Here is an 18,182-nt window from a genome sequence, read left to right on the forward strand (position 1 = left end):
GGTTCAGGGCTTGAGGCTTAGCGTAGATGATGCCCCTGTTTGATGGATAATCCAATCATGGGGGTTAGGGGGAGGCGAGAGATTTGAGTGAGTTGCCAAGCATGATATAGGTCAGGTTTACCTGACCATATTTCAGTGGAGCGATGCTGCTGCTGATCCAACTCCTGCCACCAGCTGCCATAATGTGTATCGACCATATAGCAGCCGATATAGTCCCATAAGCGCCGATACCACTCTTCGTAAACCTGTTCTCCCGTACGCTTAAGCAGACTTGCCGCAGTGCCACAGCTTTCTGCTAACGTCCAGTGAACACGACTATGGGCGACCGGTTTCCCCTCCCAGTCATGGGTATAGACGATACCGGGTGTTCCATCAACATGCCAGCCATGGCTAGTGCCAGCGTGAAACAAACCCTTAGCATCAGTAAGCAACCACGTTGGAACCGGTTCCCCTGCGGCTTGCAATGCGGCCTCTAGATGCAACAGAAGTCTCGCCCATTCACATGCATGGCCTGGCGTTATACCATAAGGATGGAAGCTGTCTGTGGGTTTATCCTTATTATAGTCGTGCCACTCTTGCCAATTTTCGTGGAAGTGTTCAGCTAAGAAATAATGATTGGCCGGAGCATGTTGGTGAATCACCTTATCGACAATCGCTAGCGCACGCTCACGCCAGAGGGAGTTTCCGGTAAAGTCTGCCAACTGCAGGAACAGTTCAGTACAGTGCATATTGCTGTTACCACCACGGTAGGCTTCGCGATCTTGCCAATCTCGGGTGTAACTTTCACATAGAGCCCCTTCGTCTGCCATCCAGAAATGGGTTTCTAATGTTTTGACCGCTTGCTGATAGAGCTCATCGGCCCGCGGAATACCCGCGAGACTGGCGCTACATCCGGCCAACGTCACGAAGACATGTATATAAGAGGCTTTACGTTCATCTGCAACCCTTTCAGGTAGGGTACTTAGCCAGCCACCGTACTGAGTATCTTTCAACACACCGAGTAACGAGTCCACCCCCCATTGCGCCAATTCAGCCGCCCCTGGCTCACCTTGCAGTGATGCCAAGGCGAAGCAGTGGGTCATGCGGGCGGTTTGCATGGTGTCCGGTTGACTCTCTTTCGCCTGATAGCCTTTATCGTCGAGGGCAGTGAAACCGCCGCGTTCGCATCTGGCGCGCTTATAAAATGCCAGTAATTGTCGACCTTGATCTTCTAACCAGTGGTGATGATATTCCTGGCTTAGCCAACTTTGACTAAATTGCGCAAATAACATTACAACACCTCATAAAGAACTTAAAAATCAGCCACCTACCATGGTACCACCATTAGGATGAATCACTTGGCCGCTGATATAAGAAGAGTCTAAGCTTGCAAGGAAGACATAAATTGGACCGAGTTCAGACGGCTGCCCTGCGCGTCCCATTGGCGTTTCATGGCCAAAGTTCTCCAACAGTTCTGGGTTGTAATCACCTAATGTCGCAGGTTGTAGCGGTGTCCAAACCGGACCTGGGGCCACAGCATTCACACGAATCCCTTTGCCAGCAATTTGGTTAGACAGTGCGCGAGTAAAGCTGACAATCGCCCCTTTCGTCGCGGTGTAGTCAATCAGCATTTGCGGGCCGACATAAGCATTCACGGAAGTGGTATTGATGATGCTGTCATCTTCTTTTAAGTGCGGTAGCGCTGCTTTAGTCAGGAAGAAGATGCTATGAATATTGGTGTCAAAGGTGTTGAGCCATTGCTCGTCGCTTAATGTGGTAAGGTCTTCATTCGGGTATTGTGTTCCGGCATTGTTCACCAGCACGTTTAATTTACCGAAAGCTTCAACCACGTCGGCAATCAATTTACGGCAATTTTCGGCTTTACGTAAATCGACTGGATAGATGGCGCACTGTTGCCCTTCTTGCTCGATTAAGGCTTTGATTGAGCGTGCATCGGCCGCTTCATCTTCGTTATTCGGAAGATAAGTAATGGCGACATCGGCACCTTCGCGGGCAAAGTGAAGGGCGGCGGAACGGCCGATACCGCTATCGCCGCCGGTGACTAACGCTACCTTTCCGGCCAGCTTGCCGCTACCCCGGTAATCTTCACGGATCATTTCCGCTTTAGGTGACAATTTTGCTTCAGAACCGGGTAATTTTTGTGATTGCGCGTGAATTTCAACGTTCTTGACCATTTGATAGCTCCGTTGTCAAATAAAATAGGTTTAGGTTAATAACTATAGTTGACGAAGATCACACTAGCTGAATTAATTGATGAAAACTTTTTATAAATATGTAAACGGCTCCGCAGATCCGTAACAATTAGTGGGTATCAGGAAGGGCGTAAGCGATGACATAATCGCCGACGTTCGTGCGCATAAAGTGGTGGCCACCGGCCATAATCACCAGATACTGCTTACCTCCAGCAGAATAGGTCATAGGCGTTGCTTGACCACCTGCAGGTAAGGTGTCGCTCCAGACTTCGTTACCGGTGCGGTTATCGAAGGCACGAATTTTGTTATCCGTGGTTGCTGCAATAAAGGTTAACCCTCCCGCCGTAATGATTGGGCCACCGTTATTAGGCGTACCGACATTGATGGGCATATGGGTAGGAAGACCAAATGGACCGTTCTTTTCACCACTCCCTAACGGGTGTTGCCATAACACTTTACGGGTATGCATATCGATTGCCGTAATCATGCCGTAAGGGGGTTCGTTACAGAGCATCTGCGTGCTATCTAGATAGAACGGCGAGACTTGAATCGCATACGGGGTATCAGCCATCGCACCATTACCTTCTGCACCACCGCCGCCAGGCTTATATTTTGGTGAGTCGATAGATTGCAGACCTAACTTATCGGCTTTTTTACGGGTGATTAACTGGTCATACATCGGTGTATTATTCCAGTTAGCGATCAACACACCATTTTGTGGGTTATAGGCGACACTGCCCCAGTCACTGCCGCCATTGTATCCTGGGTATTCAATCCATGGCTTATCCAAGCTCGGTGGCGTAAATTCACCTTCGTAACGGGCTTGGCGGAACTTAATACGGCAGGCCAACTGATCAAACATCGTCAAGCCCCACATTTTACGCTCGCTCAGGTCGGGCAGTCCAAGACGTGGCATACCCACCGACCAAGGTTGTGTCGGCGCACGCGGGTCTTCTTTAACGACTGCTGCAGGCGCGGCTTTCTCTTCAACAGGCGTCAAAGGCTTGCCCGTTTCGCGGTTAAATACAAAAGTTTGGCCACGTTTAGTCGGTACAATTATCGCTGGGATTGTCGAACCATTAGGCCCTGGGAAATCGAAGAGTGTAGGTTGTGAACCAATGTCGTAATCCCACACATCTTTATGCACGGTCTGGAAGACCCAACGGACGTCACCAGTTTTAACATCGATGGCAACGATGGATGAAGAGACCTTGTTCTCATTCGCCGAACGCAGTTTACTGTAGTAATCGGCGGCAGAGTTACCGGTTGGGACGTAGACTAATCCTAAACGATTATCTCCTACCATTGTCGCCCAAGAGTTAGGCGTACCACGGCTATATTCTTTCCCCGCTGCCGGTTCTTTGTGGTCCGTAGGGTTATTCACATCCCACGCCCATTTGAACTGCCCGGTTTCTGCATCATAGCCGCGGATCACCCCAGAAGGTGCCCAACGGCGTTGTCCATCCAGCACCTCGTGGTTAACAACGATGGTACCGTTAATAATAGGGACTGGCGCTGTCACGGCAACGAAACCCGGAACGGTATAGCCTAAACCTTTCAGTAGATTAGTTTGGCCGTGATCACCAAACCCTTGGCAAGATTGTCCCGTTTCACTGTCGACAGCCACTAGGCGCTCATCCAAAGTGCCGACGATAAGGCGAGTGTGACAGGCTTGCCCAACAGGAGTTTGGGTCGAGGTATAGTAGGTCACCCCTTTACACGCGGCGGTATAAGGAATGCTCTCATATTTTACGCCAGTATTGTGTTGCCAGATTTTTTTGCCGGTTTTGGCATCCAATTTGATGATGTTGTTGCGTGCCGAGCAAACATAGACGGCATCGCCAACCTTGATCGGGGTATTTTCAGCCGCCCATTTATTCACCTGCCCCGGCGCAGGAAGATCACCGGTACGATAAGTCCAGGCGCGTTTGAGCTGGCCTACATTATCAGGGGTAATTTGGCTTAAAGGCGAGAAACGTGAGGCATCAGCATCTCGGCCATAATAGGTCCAGTCACTATCCGGTTGTTCCGCCTGCGAAGGGGTAGGCGTTTTAACCAAAGGTTGCTGAGGTAGAGCCTCACCTGAATGAAAGACATGCGTTGGCACAAATGCCATGCCAAAGGCGACGGCAAAGATCACCACAAAAATCCCGGCTAAACCAAAGCTCAACTTATTCGAAGGTTGGCGTTGCAAGGCAGGTAAGCTTAAGGCTAAGAGGAAACCATAAACGGTGAGTAAGGATAAACGAGGTACCCATCCCCAATAATCCGCCCCACTTTCATAAATGGTCCAGAGGATAGTGGCAATGTAGACGATAAAAAAGAGTATTGCGCCGGAAGACTTACGGCGAAAAAGCTGAATCGTACTGATCAGCAGGAAAATGCCCGCAATTAAATAGTAGCAGGACCCTGATAGGGAGAGTAAGTACCCGCCCCCAGCTATCATGACGATGCTGGTGAGCAGCAGCAAGACAGACACGACCCTTAGTAATATCAATTTACCTTTCATGGCGATGACCTGTGCAAAAGAGTGAGTGAAAAAGCTGTCGTGTGAGCGTGAGGTTAAACAAGTGTAAAGTTATCTATGTAATTGTGAATAATAGGGCTGACACGACAGTTTTTCCGCTCAAAAAATGCCATTTTGAGCAAAAATTGATTAATATCCCTGATGTAAATCGATCGCCCCGTCAATTTCCCCCTGCATAAACCAGCGAGTTATTTGTGGCACGACCTGTGCCAAAACATGCTCGACTTGGGTTTTCCCCGCGATATGGGGGGTGATGCGAATTTGCGGCACTTGCCACAGAGGGTCCTCGTCACTTAAAGGTTCATTCTGTGTTACATCTAGCGTTGCGCCCCGTATTTTCCCCGTTTGGATTAACTGAATCAGGTCCTGCTCAATCAGATGACCGCCTCGAGCGACATTGATCAAGTAACCATCGTCTTGAAGCAGAGAGAGATGGCGAAAGTTAAGGATCCCTCGCGTTTTATCGGTCAAAGGTAGCACACAGATCAGTATGCGTGACGCGCGTAAAAAAGCTTCAAGCTGCTGCCCGTCGTAGCAAGTTACTCCAGGGATCGCTTTGCGGCTGTGGCTCCAGCCATTCACCGGGTAATCAAACTGACGCAAAGATTGAGCGATCTTCTTACCCAGTACTCCTAGCCCCATCACGCCAACCGGATAATCTTCACGATGATGGAGTAAGTTGTTTTGCCACCGATGTTGCTGGCGTTGTTGCTCGTACTGCGGAAACTCGCGATAAAATCGGATCACTGCCTCACAGCAGTATTCCGCTAATTGCACGGCCATCCCGCCATCTTTTACACGGATAATCGCAATATCGGGGGGTAAGTTGAGGGACAAGATAGCATCAACGCCAGCCCCCATATTAAAAATCACCTTAAGGTTTGGATGGGCATCGATAAAGGCTTGATCCGGCGCCCAAGTCAGCGCAACCGTCGCCCGTTCATCGTGGACAGGCCACACATTAAGGGTAGCTTCAGGTAATGCCGCCTTGAGTGGAGCTAGCCATAAATCCGTTTCAGCATGACGGCTGTAAAAAGCAATGGGGTACATAGAGTGTGCCTCCGTCAACAGTAGAGTTTTGTTAATGTTATAATAATTTATCGATTGTTAAAAAAGTCTAATTGAATTGATATCAATCAATCTCCTGTAAGCATCAGATATTGCTGCATTAACGAGCTATCTCTATAATTCGTGTCTGAGTCTTTATCGCCAATTAAAAATTATTGCGTAAGAGGCCCTATACGTGCGTTGTCACGTTATGGGTTATCCGCCTCACCAGGGCAAGAAGAGCGTTCTCTTCTACTGCAACAGCTAAAGCTGCTTATAACAGATAAGACTCAGGGAAGGTCGCTCCGTTTCCCTTCTATCGTTACAGACGCGAAGAGGGAACGGAGCCGGCTTTTTTTAATCTTATGTAGGGGGAAAAACATAATAACATTACCCAGTAAAATCACCCCCAGTCCTACTACCGCATGCAGATGCCACTGATATCCTTCGAAGCGGGTGGAAATAGCCAAGGCAACTAAGGGAAACAGTACCGTCGCATACGCCGCCTGCCCCGCTCCAATTCGTCCCACTAATAAGTAATAAGCACCAAAGCCGATTACTGAGCCAAATAGCGCAAGATACCCTAAAGCACCAAGATAAAGAGGCTGTGCCGGTAAAACAAAAGAGTAGCCGAGTAGATAAGCGCCAGCACCGGCTACTGCCGCGCCGTAACACATCGCCCAACTGTTGGTCGTCAATATTGCTAAGCCCCGTCGCTGATGGCGAATACTCAACATATTCCCCAGTGAGAAACCATAGGTTCCCAATAAGCTTAGTGCGATGCCCAAGCCTAAGGATGTCGAGAACTGTTTAGCCTGCCATTGATCGCTAAAGAGTATGGCAATACCGATAATTCCCAGCGCTGCGGCGGGCCAAAACCGCTTTACCGGCGTGGTGCGATAAAAAAGTGCTTGGTTGATGGCATTAAACAGGACTGCCATCGAAAAGATCACCGACTCTATTCCAGTGGTAATATGTGCTGCGGCAAGGTAAAAGCAGAAAAAATTAAGACTGAAGGCGCATAGCCCCTGTAATAAGCAAAACCCATGATCACGCCACGATAAGTGATTCTTACCTAACCGCCAGCGACTCACCACCAACAGTAGGCCACCGGCCAGCGCAAAACGCCAAAAAATCGAGACCAAGAGAGGAACCTCACCTTGCTGTAAGGCAATCGCTAACCACGTTGTGCCCCAAATCCCCACTACACATAAATATAATAATCCGTTCATCATCATCCTCACTCAGTTATCTGAACCACTGTGCACTCAGCGCAGCTAAAATGCTGTCATCTGCATGAGGGTGATTTATATATTCTTGCGGTTTTTTGTTAGGCAGTGAAGCGAAAGACTAGTAATTCCCCCTATCGATTCATACACTGCATTATTCCCTGATTATCTGGAGCGTTGCATGCATTATCAAACGTTCGACACCCTAAGTCAGCAGCGAGCAACCTTGCATCAGAAAGTTGCGCTGAATACAGGTATTCAGCTGGCCTCCTGGTCAAACCAGTGCGATCAAATCAAGGTGTTAAGTGATCACCATACCCTGAGTCTTTATACGCATGGTGGTTATCAAAGTTTTCAAAAACGCCACGGAAGTTGGCAGAATGGTGGAGGCCCGGATAAACTTTGTATCATGCCTAAAGACGTAGAGAGCCATTGGGATATCCGGGGGCCGTTGTCCTTTGTGCATCTCTATTGTACCCAGCAGCATCTTCGGCATATCGGCGAGCAGATTTGGGACCGTAGCCCAGCGGAATTGAGTCTGGTAGAAACCAGTTTTCAGCGTGATGACAGGGTGACGGCGCTGTATCGTCATTTTTTACTTAGCTACGATTGGCTGGATAATGCAAACCAGCTGGTACTCAGTTCAGCAAGCTCACTATTATTAACCCATCTTATTCAACATTATAGCCAAGTCACATGGCGTCTACCGACGGTGACGGGTGGCTTATCGCCTTATGTGCTTCGTAACATTTGCGACTATATTGACGCCCATCTCGCCGAGCCACTGACGCTAACGGTCTTAGCGCAACAGGCGGCGTTAAGTGAATACCACTTTGCGCGGATGTTTAGCGCCTCAATGTCCATTCCCCCTCACCACTATGTGATGCAGCGTCGTTTACAGCGGGCCAAACAGCTCCTTGCGACCAGTCAATACAGCATGACGGACATTGCCTATCAATGTGGTTTTAGTTCAGCGAGTCATTTAAGCCAAAGATTCAAACGCGATACGGGCGTAACGCCAACAGTCTTTCGCCAACAACAGTGAAAAATTCCTGACGTAGATCAACCCCTGTTGTGATTGAACTCACAAATACTTCGCGAAAAATGCTAATTTTATCTCGATTATGACAACAGTTGTTTAATTATAAAGAATCATCTTATCTTGTTAAATGAGATAACGATGCAATGATGCTTGCCCATGTTTCTCTATCGAGAAGAAGGAAGAAAAATGAAAATAACACGTTCGATGCTTTTCGCAGGTTTGTTTGGTTTAACCTGCTTTGCTGCACAGGCAGCTCAAAATATCTCAAAAGAAGAAGTGAAACATTTCAAATTAACCAAAGTGGGATCCATCTCAGTAGCGGAAACCGGGGGTAGCATCTCTTCGCCTTCCGATTTGCATGAAGAGATCTCTAAACGTGCGGACGATAAAGGTGCCAAGTACTACGTGATCATTGCGGCACGTGAACACGGTCCAAACTTCGATGCCGTGGTCGATTTATATAAATAAGTAAGATAGGGGGAATAATTCCCCCCTTTTCAGTTAGTGGCGTAATCTTCCGCATCAACATCATAACCAGCAGGTTCCCAGCCTAATAACTGCAAAGCGATCAACCCTATCGCCGGTGCACAGGCAATCACCCAAAATAGGTGTGTGCCCAGATAAAGCGTTAAAAGCGGAAAAATAAATAGTGCAAGCGTCGAACTAATACGAGTCACTGTCTGATTCAGCCCCACGCCGACTCCGCGTAGCGAGGCTGGATAACTCAATGATGCATAGACCATCGATTGCGCGCCAGGCCCTACCCCTTGCCCGAACAAAAACAGAGCCAATAATCCAAAACAGGAAAGCGCGTGTAAATTATCTTGCGGTTTTCCCAACCAAGCTAGGCCAACCAAGGCTACAATTTGGCAGAGGTAACCCGCCGTCGCCAAGGGCCTCGCCCCGATTATAGCAACCCAACGTACCGCCAACATGCCCCCCGTAAAAGCAAAAAAGAAATTTAGAACAAGGGAGACCAAGATAGTGGTTAATAACGATTGCTCAAAAAGTGTGGAGATAATGATAGGTAAGCCAAAAGCGATCGCGGCGTAGGCGAAGGGCGAGACAAATGAGAGTATGCTGCTAAGTACTGTACGTTTTGCATACCGGCTACCAAAAAGCGCGCGATAGGCGATCCAAGGGCTTGCTGTTTGGCCCGACGATACGGGGCTGACTCCCGCCTCACCGACTGTTGCCGGAATACGATAAGTTTTATTCAGAATGGCTACGGCAGTAGTTAAATCACCCTGTTGTGCCGCCCATATGGGAGACTCCGTCATATATTTTTTTCTGATAAGGAGGATAGCTAACGCGGGCAGAGCGCCAAATCCTACAATATAGCGCCATAAATAGGCCGATTGACTGTCTGGTAGAAAACTATATAGCGCTAAAACCAGTAGATAGGCTGCAGAGATGGCGGCATACCAAGTTGGGCACCACATCGCTATTTTTGCCGCTTTATTACCTCGACCGTTTAAGCGAGAGAATTCAGCCAGAAAAGCCATCGCCACGGGTAAATCGATTCCGATACCTAACCCCATGATAAAACGGCTAAGCGTGAGAATTTCTGCATTAGGGGCAAGAGCACCTAAAATTGCCGCAAAGACAAAAAAGAACATATCCGCCATGAAGACTCGGTAACGGCCAATTTTATCGGTTAAATAGCCACCGAGTAGTGCGCCGATGATTGCACCAAAAGTAATCGCAGAGACCACCATACCAACCTGCGTTGCACTTAAGGCAAATTGCCGAGTGATGTCTTTAACGCCAAAGGCAAGTGCCCCAAGGTCATAAGCATCAAGAAAAATTCCCCCCAGCGCTATCGTAATAATCATTCGTGCATGATGACTCGTTAACGAGGAGGTATTAATCAATCGATTAACATCAGCCGCATTGCGTACGATGTACGAGGGCTGTGCAGCGCTATCCGTCATAACATTACTCACTACCATAGATGTTTAGACGTCTAGACTCCTTTATTGTTATAGTCATGGCAAGTTTTTTTAATCATCTTAGGCCAATTTTATGATCGCCATCCCCAGCAGTAGCAACAAGATCCCTATGCCGCCGATCCAGTTAAGCCGTTGACCGAATAAGATCCAGCCAAAAGCGATCGTCGCCAGAAGCCCCAATCCGCCCCACAGGGCATATGCCACCGCTAAGTCTATTCCTTTTACAGCTTGTCCCAACGCACTGAAAGCGGCCAATACCGCGATAAGTGACAATATGCCGTAGCTTTTTTTCTGAAAGCCATTGGAGAGTTTGAGTAAAACGTTAGCGATAATTTCGACGATCACCGCCAGTAACAACCATAAGCTATGTTGCCACTCAAGTAAGAAGGCGATCATTGCATCACTCCTTGTGCTTTAGGATCGGTTGAACGTGTCCCAATTTTGATCAAGGTGATCCCAAGGATCAACAGTACTAAACCGCAGAGTTTGCCAGCTGACAATGATTCATCGAATAGCCATAGGCTACATAAGGTGATTAAAATAATTCCCACACCTTCCCACATGGCATAGGCGACGCCTAATGCGATTTTTTTTATCGCAATCGACAACGTGAGATAAGAACATCCAATCATTAATAACATAATGTAATAGCCACTGGCGGACCCACTGAGCGTGGACCACTTCATCGATAACGTCCCAGTGACTTCAAAAATAATGGCGAGTAATAATAGCATCCAATAAAACATGGTGATTCTTCCAAATCATGGTAAAGAGCCTCTGCACCGCAAGTAGGTGAGAGATAAGAGTCAAAACGATTAGGAAGAGAGGAACTAAAGCGCGGAGCGCCAGTGTTGATCACTCGCAGAGCTAGAGAAAGGGGATAAAAAAGTCGAACAAAAGAATCCTTCTTTTTGGATCAGCATACGCATAAAAATTACAATTTATCCGCGGGGTTGCTTCTCATCATTGCGGAAAAAATTTGTCCTTGGCAGTTGTGTTAGTGTAATTCTGGCACAGCCATGGCGATAAATCCCGCAGCTTTGCGAATCTTTACCTACCATTTTAGGGCTCTGAGCCAGTAATTAGACTGAACCGGCTTTTTCTATTACTAAAATCCGCGCTTCTCCGCGGGGATGGGCGACATGTTCAGTACCGACACTGGCATAAAAGATATCGCCGACCTCTAGCATCGCCGATTTTTCTTCCCCCGCCTCTCGGTAGAACATCTCAACACAGCCCTGCAATACGACGAACACCTCTTGGCCATCATTGATATGCCATTTATAGGGTTGGTCGGTCCAATGTAATCGGACGGAAGTTCCATCAAAATCTGCAATATCAAGTGCTTGCCAAGCACGTTCCCCGGTAAAGCGACTACTCGACACTATTTTCATTTTCACTCCGCCACTGCGTTAGGCTGCTCAGAGCCGCGAAATCCGCAGCAAGAAGGGCTAGGGTCGACTGCCATAATAATTCGGCGGTAAACGGCGTTCCCGCGAGGGCAAAACTGACCACCGCATCGTCGATAATTGTTACGCTTAACCCTAAGTCAGCCGCCGCCCGTACGGTCGAGTTGACACAAAAGCCTGCCACCGCCCCAATAACGGTGAGATGTGAGATCCCTGCAGTCATCAAATGTGAATAAAGCCCGGTATGACTCAAAGCAGAAGAGCCGTATTTAATAAAAAATTTTTCATTTGGTAGCGGTTGGAAGCCCTCAAGCGGCATGGCTGCCGCCTGATCAGGATGCAAGGTCCCAGTAGTATCAAGGTCGTGATGATAGATATGGATAACCGGGCGCTGCTGCTGTCGATAAGCATTGAGTATCGATAGCCCATTCTCAATCGCTCGGTGAGGAAATGTGTCGACACCTTGATCGATACGCTGTTGGACAAATTTCTGCATATCAATGATTAAAAGCGCATCAGCCATAGTCCTACCCCTCACTCATCTTGTAATCCCTGTCGATACCGGCGGTCTTACGGCCCCATTCTGAACCGGCGACACGTTGCTGGTGCAAAGCAAACGCAGTGTTGTCCGTAAAGGATTCGTCGACCCGCCAGACCAAGGGATCGGCGGTTTGGGTAACAGAAAAAGATAAACATCCTGCCTCAGCGCGCGACAGCTGCTGGTGTTCAGGAAGATAGTGGCTGACAGTTTGCGACGCTTCGGGTGTGCGACAACGTAAAAAACCACTCAATGTAATCATCAGTTTTCCTTTACCTCCGGCCATGAAGCTTCTACGTTAAGAGATTATGGGTAAAAAGGCTATAGCTCTGGAGGCTTATTATGTTGCAAGTATGGGGAAGAGAAACCTCTTCCAATGTCCAAGCCGTTATGTGGTGTATCGGGGAATTGGGGCTAGACTATCAACGTTATGATTACGGCCACCACTTCGGCGGACTGGATAGTGACGCGTTCTATCAGCTGAATCCCAATCGTACCATCCCGGTGTTACAGGACAATGACCATGCTCCGCTATGGGAAAGTGGGGCAATCCTGCGCTATTTAGCCAGTCGTTATGCCCCAGAGACGTTTTGGCCTGAAGAGATTTTTGCTCGCTGTGAAGTGGATCGCTGGGCAGAATGGGCAAAAGTCAGTGTTGTATCACTCTTTACGCAACCTATTTTTTGGCAACTCGTTCGTACCCCCGCTGACGAGCGTGATCTGCCCGCGATTAAGCGAGCGATTGATCGGTTTGAGAGTAAATTAGCCATCGCCGACCAACAGCTAAACCAATACCCCTTTTTAGCCGGTGAGCATTTTAGCCTAGCCGATATTCAATTAGGCCACCTTCTCTACCGCTATTATCAGTTGGGGATTGCTCAGCAACCTCTCCCTGCGCTTGACGCGTACTACCAGCGCCTTACCCAACGGCCGGCTTATCAACGTCACGTGATGGTCAGTTATCAATCGCTACGCGTTTAAGTCTTTCCGTAAGTAATGACGTTGCATGCCGACCTTAGGGAAATCTGCCAGCGTCATTACTGTTTGATAACCACTTTTTATATAAAATAGAGGGGATTGAAAGCTAAAAGTATCGACTAAGCTTAGTTGACATCCTAACTGTTTCGCGTGGCTTTCCGCTTGCTGTAATAACCGCCCACCCACTCCCTGCCCCCTTACTGACTCATCCACCCATAAATAATCGATGCATAACCACTGGCCTTTAATCGAGGCATTCAGTCCCCCTAACATCACTCCCTGCGCATCACGGCAATATACCCCGAAATGCCCCACCTCTTGAGGGGGGAGAAATGTGTGATTGTAACGACGTAACCCAACAAATAGCTCTTGCTGGTCGGTAATATTGAGCGTTGGGGTCAGAATATATTGCATCGTTGATCCTCACTTTTCGGCGGCGGTAATAAAAAATTACAGTTAAAGCCTCTGATATAACTTATTTACAGCATTTTTTATTCTTTTAATAGTTGTTTGCGCGATCAAAAACTGGCAATTTTCCTAATCAGCTTGTGGTCAAAACGAAATTAGCATTAAGGGGTTAGGTTGGACGTTACACTTCAAAAACAGAATAACATTGCTGGAGCAAATATTCTTTGCTTCATACAGATGTTTTCCACCATGGGATTTGCAGTACTCTATTCTTCGCTGGTACTTTACGCCACCAAAAAATTAGGCTTCAGCGAATACTCGGCTAACGCCATTATGGGGATCTTTGGTGCCTTTAATTATGGACTTCATTTATTCGGCGGCTATCTGGGTGGCAGATTTCTGAGTAACCGTAATCTCTTTGTTCTCGGTATGGTATTACAGGTCATCGGTTGTTATCTGTTATCAAGCGCGCAGATAGACGGCCTCTACTGGGGACTCGCACTCTTTTTAACTGGTAGTGGTCTAAATGTTACGTGTATAAATATGATGCTGACCCAAAGGTTTACCCCCAATGACCCGCGTCGCGAATCAGCTTTTCTGTGGAATTATGCGGGGATGAATCTGGGCTTTTTTATGGGCTTCACCGCTGCCGGCTATTTTCAGTTAAGCCTGAATTATCACGCCCTATTTTTATTTGCCACCCTCGGTAATCTTATTGCTATCGTGCTCACTAGCATATTTTGGCGTCATTTGGCCGACCTTAATACGCCGCTGAGTCAAGCTTCAGGACCGAAGATGCGCCAACGCTTGGCAATAGGCTGTGTGATCTTATTACTGCTGCTTCCCGTGGTAAAAGTGATGCTGACCCACTCAGAAGTAAGTAGTTACTTCGTTCTAGGCCTAGGCACCTTAGTTCTTGTGGCTCTCTGTATTATCACTGGTCGGCATAAAATTGCCGCGGAACGTTCACGAATGATCGCCTACCTCATCCTTACCCTCGGGTCTTTGGTCTTTTGGTCACTGTATCAACTTGCCCCGATGGGACTGATGCTGTTTGCCGAAAATAATCTTAATTTACAGCTATTTGGCTGGCATATCGCCCCGCAGTGGATACAAGATATTAATACGCTGGTGATTGTCTTAGGGGGCCCGCTGCTTGCCCTACTGTTTAAACGGCTGCGCGCGCAGGGCATCACGATTGATATCCCCAGTCAATTTGCAGCCTCACTGCTGTTTATGGGTGGAGGTATGTTAGTACTTCCTATCGGTATTGGCCTTGCCGGTGCTAATGGCTTAGTCGATTTTCAATGGATATTTTGGAGTTACTTACTGCAAAGTATCGGTGAATTACTGATCTCGCCGATAGGCTACGCGATGATTGGTCGTCTGGCTCCGCAGCAATACCAAGGCTTGTTGATGGGGACCTGGATGATGATTTCCGGTGTTGCTTCTATCCTTGCTGGTTATTTATCGCAAGCGATGCCGACTGCACAGGGTTCCACCCCTCTATTAACTAATCCCGGCTATAGCCATTTATTTATCTTATTGGCCATCGCCTCGGGATTAACGGCAGTGGTGCTGATGCTCTTAATCCCGTTATTACGCCGGTTAATTGGGCCAGTACAAGCCAATTAATTACCTCAGAACATCCCTTGGCGACCCTAGGTCGACCAAGGGTTCACTAGAGCTTCGCGCCTAGAATTTCAGGCTGTTCAACACATTCCCCCAGTACTGTGATAATAGCCAATCGTAACTTAGCTGCTAGGTATCGATATCGATCAATAATAATATTTACGTGCCCTTCACTAGACTAAAGTGGCTGTAACCTATTAGCGAACTGCTCGTACAGATCGGTTACAGGCTAAGTAAAGGGGGGCCGGCGAAATGCCATTCAGGTATATCAAAATATGTGGAGCCGATATTATTACTATATTTTAACTCGAAGATATCGGAGATATAAAAATAAGAAAATAGAGTCTTCAGCAAATACTCAATGACTAAAGACTCTATTTAATCTCCTGACCGAATCATAAAATAAGATATAAATACCCTATCAAATAATTTATTTAACCAACAGCTTTATGACGTTGCGACAATATTTTATAACGCAGCATTCAGGCTCACTTAACCATTATGGCTGGCGAAAAACTGACAGCGGAACTCGCCCTGTTCAACACTGAGGTGTAACGATTGGTATTGTTGCTCATCGCGGCTTGCAGTCAGTAACTTCTGACTGATTTGGGGTAATAAGGTATTGGTGAGGATCGCATCGACCATCCTTCCCCCAGACTCCACTTCTGTACAACGTTGGACGATTTGCGTGATAACACTATCGTCGATATCGGTCACGATATGGTGATTGTCCAGTAAACGTCGTTGAATACGGGCTAATTGTAAGCGGACGATCTCGCCGAGCATCTGATCGTTCAATGGATAATAAGGCACCACCAATAACCGACCTAATAATGCAGGCGGGAAGACCTGTAAGAGTGGGCCGCGTAAAGCGGTGGCAAGTGTCTCTGCATCAGGTAACAGGTCCGGATCGGCACACATTCCGCTGGTGAGGTCCGTTCCAACATTTGAGGTCAGAATAATCAGCGTATTACGAAAATCAATATGTCGTCCTTCACCGTCTTCCATCCAACCTTTATCAAACACTTGGAAGAAGATTTCGTGGACATCAGGGTGCGCCTTTTCAATTTCATCGAGCAACACCACGCTATAAGGACGTCGGCGAACCGCTTCGGTTAAGACGCCGCCCTCTCCGTATCCAACATAACCAGGAGGCGCACCTTTTAAGGTCGATACGGTGTGGGCTTCTTGGAACTCACTCATATTAAGGGTAATAACATTTTGCTCACCCCCATAGAGAGATTCCGCTAAGGCCAAGGCGGTTTCCGTTTTTCCGACACCGGATGGCCCGCACAACATAAAGACCCCAACGGGTTTGTTCGGATCATCAAGACGCGCTCGTGAAGTACGAACACGTTTGGCAATCAGATCGAGCCCATGGCGTTGGCCAATGACCCGTTGATTGAGGGTATCGGCGAGAGTTAATACCGCATCAATTTCATTTTTAACCATCCGCCCTAACGGGATACCGGTCCAATCTGACACAACGGCCGCCACGACGTTTTCATCGACAGCGGTAAACAGTAGGGGATCTTCCCCCTGTAGGTCGGTCAATTGTTGCTGTGTCGCCAGTAATTGCTCGCGGATCTCGGGCAGCGCCTCAGGGTTGGCTTGGTGAAGCTGCGCCCGTTGTGCGATAAGCTGGCCCACTAATACTTTTTCTTGCTGCCAACGTGACGCTAAGGCTTCATATTCCGTTTGTTGAGCCACCCGCGCACATTCTAGCTGCTCGACGCGCTGATCATCCCCGAGTGCGACACGGGCTTCTCGCTTTGCAATCTCGATCTCGACTTCAAGCGCCGCGATGTGTTGGCGATAGTCGTCGAGTTGCGCGGGAGGAGCGCTCTGACTGACCGCGACGCGAGCGCAGGCTGTATCTAATAAGGCAATCGCTTTATCGGGAAGTTGACGCGCAGGAATATAACGATGAGAAAGTTTTACCGCTGCGCTGACCGCTTCATCCAATAGCAGGACTTGGTGGTGCTTTTCTAACGGTGATACCGTGCTACGTAGCATCAGAACCGCTTTATTTTCATCCGGTTCAGGGACTTGAATCGGTTGGAAACGGCGCGTCAGGGCGGGATCTTTCTCAATATATTTTTTATACTCTGCCCACGTGGTGGCACCAATCGTCCGCAGCTGGCCTCGTGCCAATGCAGGTTTAAGCAAATTAGCTGCGTCGCCCGTACCTTGCTGCCCCCCTGCGCCAACGAGGGTATGAATCTCATCAATAAAAAGAATGATCGGTGTTGGACTGGAATGCACTTCGTTGATCAACGATTGTAAACGTGCCTCGAACTCCCCCTTCATCCCTGCGCCAGCTTGTAATAAGCCGATATCGATCAGCCATAACTGGACATTTTGTAAAGGTTCCGGCACCTCGCCTGCTGCGATACGGCGTGCAAAGCCTTCCACTACTGCAGTCTTCCCTACCCCAGCCTCACCGGTCAGTAGCGGATTATTTTGCCGACGTCGCATTAAAATATCGATCAGTTGACGGATCTCTTCATCACGTCCGACAACCGGATCAATCTTCCCGTCTCGCGCACGCTGAGTCATATCTTGGCCATACTGAGCCAAGGTCTGGGAGGCTGTGGGGACACCGTGCGGAGTCTCTACCCCGACAGAAGCCTGCTGAGCTTCTTTACTCTGCGACAGTAGGGTCGTGAACTGCTCACTTAACAGTTCCAGATTAATACGAGTGAATTGAGGCGATATCCCCTTTAGAACGGTGGCGAGATTCCATGTTTTTAGGATCCCGATAAGTAAATGCCCGGTCCGCAAACGATTCACGCCAAATTTGAGCGATCCTATCACCCAGGCCCGTTCTACCGCACTATCGATATGCTCCGACAAATCAGAGACAGAGCTGGCGCCACGTGGTAATGCATCCAATGCGGCAATAATATCGCGGGTCAGCGCGGCCTCATCTAATGCAAAGTGCTGAATGATATATTGTAGGTCGCCTTCTTGCTGCTGCATCAGTTGATGTATCCAATGCACAAGCTCTACATAAGGATTGCCACGCAACTTACAAAATGCCGTCGCGCTCTCTAACGAGGAAAAGAGTAAGGGTTCCAGTTTGCCGAAAAGTACGGCTCGACTAATTTCTGACATATTCAGTTCCATTGATAAGATTAATCGCTTACTTAGGGTAACAAGGGGGGATTCAAGGAGGTGATATGGGTGAACAGTAGCGAATATCAGCACTTATCCCCACATTAAAAG

General features: G+C 48.1%; 17 protein-coding genes. 4 read left to right on the forward strand and 13 right to left on the reverse strand.

From position 1 onward, the window contains the following. Window positions 1–17 precede the first annotated feature (17 nt). The 5 genes from MKR94_RS06465 to MKR94_RS06485 all read right to left on the reverse strand — a co-directional run bounded on the left by MKR94_RS06465 (window position 18) and on the right by MKR94_RS06485 (window position 6,998). Window positions 18–1,271 carry an AGE family epimerase/isomerase gene (locus tag MKR94_RS06465; protein ID WP_241646188.1) on the reverse strand — a complete coding sequence of 418 codons (1,254 nt, stop codon included), beginning with the start codon at window positions 1,269–1,271 and terminating at the stop codon, window positions 18–20. Between the two features lie 27 nt (window positions 1,272–1,298). Continuing rightward, a complete protein-coding gene (locus tag MKR94_RS06470) occupies window positions 1,299–2,174 on the reverse strand; it encodes an SDR family oxidoreductase (RefSeq protein ID WP_241646189.1) in 876 nt (291 codons plus the stop codon). 127 nt (window positions 2,175–2,301) lie between these two features. Continuing rightward, window positions 2,302–4,701 (reverse strand): membrane-bound PQQ-dependent dehydrogenase, glucose/quinate/shikimate family, encoded by a 2,400-nt coding sequence (locus MKR94_RS06475; protein ID WP_241646190.1) that lies wholly within the window; start codon window positions 4,699–4,701, stop codon window positions 2,302–2,304. Between the two features lie 147 nt (window positions 4,702–4,848). Next, window positions 4,849–5,769, reverse strand: coding sequence for a 2-hydroxyacid dehydrogenase (locus MKR94_RS06480; RefSeq protein WP_241646191.1), 921 nt, complete (start codon window positions 5,767–5,769; stop codon window positions 4,849–4,851). 287 nt (window positions 5,770–6,056) lie between these two features. Further along, window positions 6,057–6,998, reverse strand: coding sequence for a DMT family transporter (locus MKR94_RS06485; protein WP_241646192.1), 942 nt, complete (start codon window positions 6,996–6,998; stop codon window positions 6,057–6,059). Between the two features lie 178 nt (window positions 6,999–7,176). Here MKR94_RS06485 and MKR94_RS06490 point away from each other — a divergent pair, with 178 nt between their 5' ends. Together MKR94_RS06490 and MKR94_RS06495 are read left to right on the forward strand one after the other, a co-directional pair. Further along, the gene (locus MKR94_RS06490; RefSeq protein WP_241646193.1) at window positions 7,177–8,040 is read left to right on the forward strand and encodes a helix-turn-helix domain-containing protein; all 864 of its coding nucleotides are present in this window, start codon (window positions 7,177–7,179) and stop codon (window positions 8,038–8,040) included. Window positions 8,041–8,223: 183 nt separating this feature from the next. Continuing rightward, window positions 8,224–8,505, forward strand: coding sequence for a YdgH/BhsA/McbA family protein (locus tag MKR94_RS06495; RefSeq protein ID WP_048913693.1), 282 nt, complete (start codon window positions 8,224–8,226; stop codon window positions 8,503–8,505). Window positions 8,506–8,534: 29 nt separating this feature from the next. Here the strand turns inward: MKR94_RS06495 and MKR94_RS06500 are convergent, their stop codons facing one another. From MKR94_RS06500 to MKR94_RS06525, 6 genes are all read right to left on the reverse strand, one after another. Further along, window positions 8,535–9,971: an MFS transporter gene (locus MKR94_RS06500; protein WP_241646194.1), complete on the reverse strand. Its 1,437-nt coding sequence runs from the start codon at window positions 9,969–9,971 to the stop codon at window positions 8,535–8,537. 78 nt (window positions 9,972–10,049) lie between these two features. Then, complete coding sequence (gene mdtI, locus MKR94_RS06505; RefSeq protein WP_241646195.1) at window positions 10,050–10,385, reverse strand: multidrug/spermidine efflux SMR transporter subunit MdtI; 336 nt, start codon at window positions 10,383–10,385, stop codon at window positions 10,050–10,052. Next, window positions 10,382–10,735, reverse strand: a complete 354-nt coding sequence (gene mdtJ / locus MKR94_RS06510) for a multidrug/spermidine efflux SMR transporter subunit MdtJ (RefSeq protein WP_241646196.1) — start codon at window positions 10,733–10,735, stop codon at window positions 10,382–10,384. Before mdtJ ends, mdtI begins: the two co-directional genes overlap by 4 nt. A 336-nt stretch (window positions 10,736–11,071) precedes the next feature. Next, the gene (locus MKR94_RS06515; RefSeq protein ID WP_241646197.1) at window positions 11,072–11,383 is read right to left on the reverse strand and encodes a cupin domain-containing protein; all 312 of its coding nucleotides are present in this window, start codon (window positions 11,381–11,383) and stop codon (window positions 11,072–11,074) included. Further along, complete coding sequence (locus MKR94_RS06520) at window positions 11,364–11,921, reverse strand: isochorismatase family protein (RefSeq protein WP_241646198.1); 558 nt, start codon at window positions 11,919–11,921, stop codon at window positions 11,364–11,366. The genes MKR94_RS06515 and MKR94_RS06520 overlap by 20 nt, the downstream gene beginning before the upstream one ends. Window positions 11,922–11,925: 4 nt before the next feature. Continuing rightward, on the reverse strand, window positions 11,926–12,198 hold the full coding sequence (locus MKR94_RS06525) for a putative quinol monooxygenase (protein WP_241646199.1): 273 nt from the start codon (window positions 12,196–12,198) through the stop codon (window positions 11,926–11,928). Window positions 12,199–12,278: 80 nt separating this feature from the next. On the opposite strand from MKR94_RS06525, the gene MKR94_RS06530 reads away from it, so the two are divergent. Further along, window positions 12,279–12,917 carry a glutathione S-transferase family protein gene (locus MKR94_RS06530; protein ID WP_241646200.1) on the forward strand — a complete coding sequence of 213 codons (639 nt, stop codon included), beginning with the start codon at window positions 12,279–12,281 and terminating at the stop codon, window positions 12,915–12,917. Here MKR94_RS06530 and MKR94_RS06535 read toward each other — a convergent pair. Continuing rightward, window positions 12,906–13,328, reverse strand: a complete 423-nt coding sequence (locus MKR94_RS06535; protein ID WP_241646201.1) for a GNAT family N-acetyltransferase — start codon at window positions 13,326–13,328, stop codon at window positions 12,906–12,908. The two genes, MKR94_RS06530 and MKR94_RS06535, sit on opposite strands and share 12 nt — an antisense overlap. Window positions 13,329–13,496: 168 nt before the next feature. Between MKR94_RS06535 and MKR94_RS06540 the strand changes: the two genes are divergently transcribed. Beyond that, window positions 13,497–14,957, forward strand: coding sequence for a peptide MFS transporter (locus MKR94_RS06540; protein WP_241646202.1), 1,461 nt, complete (start codon window positions 13,497–13,499; stop codon window positions 14,955–14,957). A 489-nt stretch (window positions 14,958–15,446) separates the two neighbouring features. On the opposite strand, the gene tssH is transcribed toward MKR94_RS06540, so the two are convergent. Next, window positions 15,447–18,071, reverse strand: coding sequence for a type VI secretion system ATPase TssH (tssH, locus tag MKR94_RS06545; protein WP_241646203.1), 2,625 nt, complete (start codon window positions 18,069–18,071; stop codon window positions 15,447–15,449). Between the last annotated feature and the right edge of the window lie 111 nt (window positions 18,072–18,182).

Origin of the sequence: Rosenbergiella metrosideri, assembly GCF_022602565.1 — a bacterium.
Taxonomy (GTDB): Bacteria; Pseudomonadota; Gammaproteobacteria; order Enterobacterales; family Enterobacteriaceae; genus Rosenbergiella; species Rosenbergiella metrosideri.

Bases quoted from the DNA above. Each gene is read 5' to 3' on its own strand.
- MKR94_RS06520 (WP_241646198.1), bottom strand. From the start codon at position 11,921: ATGGCTGATGCGCTTTTAATCATTGATATGCAGAAATTTGTCCAACAG.
- MKR94_RS06530 (WP_241646200.1), top strand. From the start codon at position 12,279: ATGTTGCAAGTATGGGGAAGAGAAACCTCTTCCAATGTCCAAGCCGTT.
- MKR94_RS06465 (WP_241646188.1), bottom strand. From the start codon at position 1,271: ATGTTATTTGCGCAATTTAGTCAAAGTTGGCTAAGCCAGGAATATCAT.
- MKR94_RS06470 (WP_241646189.1), bottom strand. From the start codon at position 2,174: ATGGTCAAGAACGTTGAAATTCACGCGCAATCACAAAAATTACCCGGT.
- mdtJ (WP_241646196.1), bottom strand. From the start codon at position 10,735: ATGTTTTATTGGATGCTATTATTACTCGCCATTATTTTTGAAGTCACT.
- MKR94_RS06495 (WP_048913693.1), top strand. From the start codon at position 8,224: ATGAAAATAACACGTTCGATGCTTTTCGCAGGTTTGTTTGGTTTAACC.
- MKR94_RS06475 (WP_241646190.1), bottom strand. From the start codon at position 4,701: ATGAAAGGTAAATTGATATTACTAAGGGTCGTGTCTGTCTTGCTGCTG.
- MKR94_RS06525 (WP_241646199.1), bottom strand. From the start codon at position 12,198: ATGATTACATTGAGTGGTTTTTTACGTTGTCGCACACCCGAAGCGTCG.
- MKR94_RS06490 (WP_241646193.1), top strand. From the start codon at position 7,177: ATGCATTATCAAACGTTCGACACCCTAAGTCAGCAGCGAGCAACCTTG.
- MKR94_RS06500 (WP_241646194.1), bottom strand. From the start codon at position 9,971: ATGACGGATAGCGCTGCACAGCCCTCGTACATCGTACGCAATGCGGCT.
- MKR94_RS06535 (WP_241646201.1), bottom strand. From the start codon at position 13,328: ATGCAATATATTCTGACCCCAACGCTCAATATTACCGACCAGCAAGAG.
- MKR94_RS06515 (WP_241646197.1), bottom strand. From the start codon at position 11,383: ATGAAAATAGTGTCGAGTAGTCGCTTTACCGGGGAACGTGCTTGGCAA.
- tssH (WP_241646203.1), bottom strand. From the start codon at position 18,071: ATGTCAGAAATTAGTCGAGCCGTACTTTTCGGCAAACTGGAACCCTTA.
- mdtI (WP_241646195.1), bottom strand. From the start codon at position 10,385: ATGATCGCCTTCTTACTTGAGTGGCAACATAGCTTATGGTTGTTACTG.
- MKR94_RS06480 (WP_241646191.1), bottom strand. From the start codon at position 5,769: ATGTACCCCATTGCTTTTTACAGCCGTCATGCTGAAACGGATTTATGG.
- MKR94_RS06485 (WP_241646192.1), bottom strand. From the start codon at position 6,998: ATGAACGGATTATTATATTTATGTGTAGTGGGGATTTGGGGCACAACG.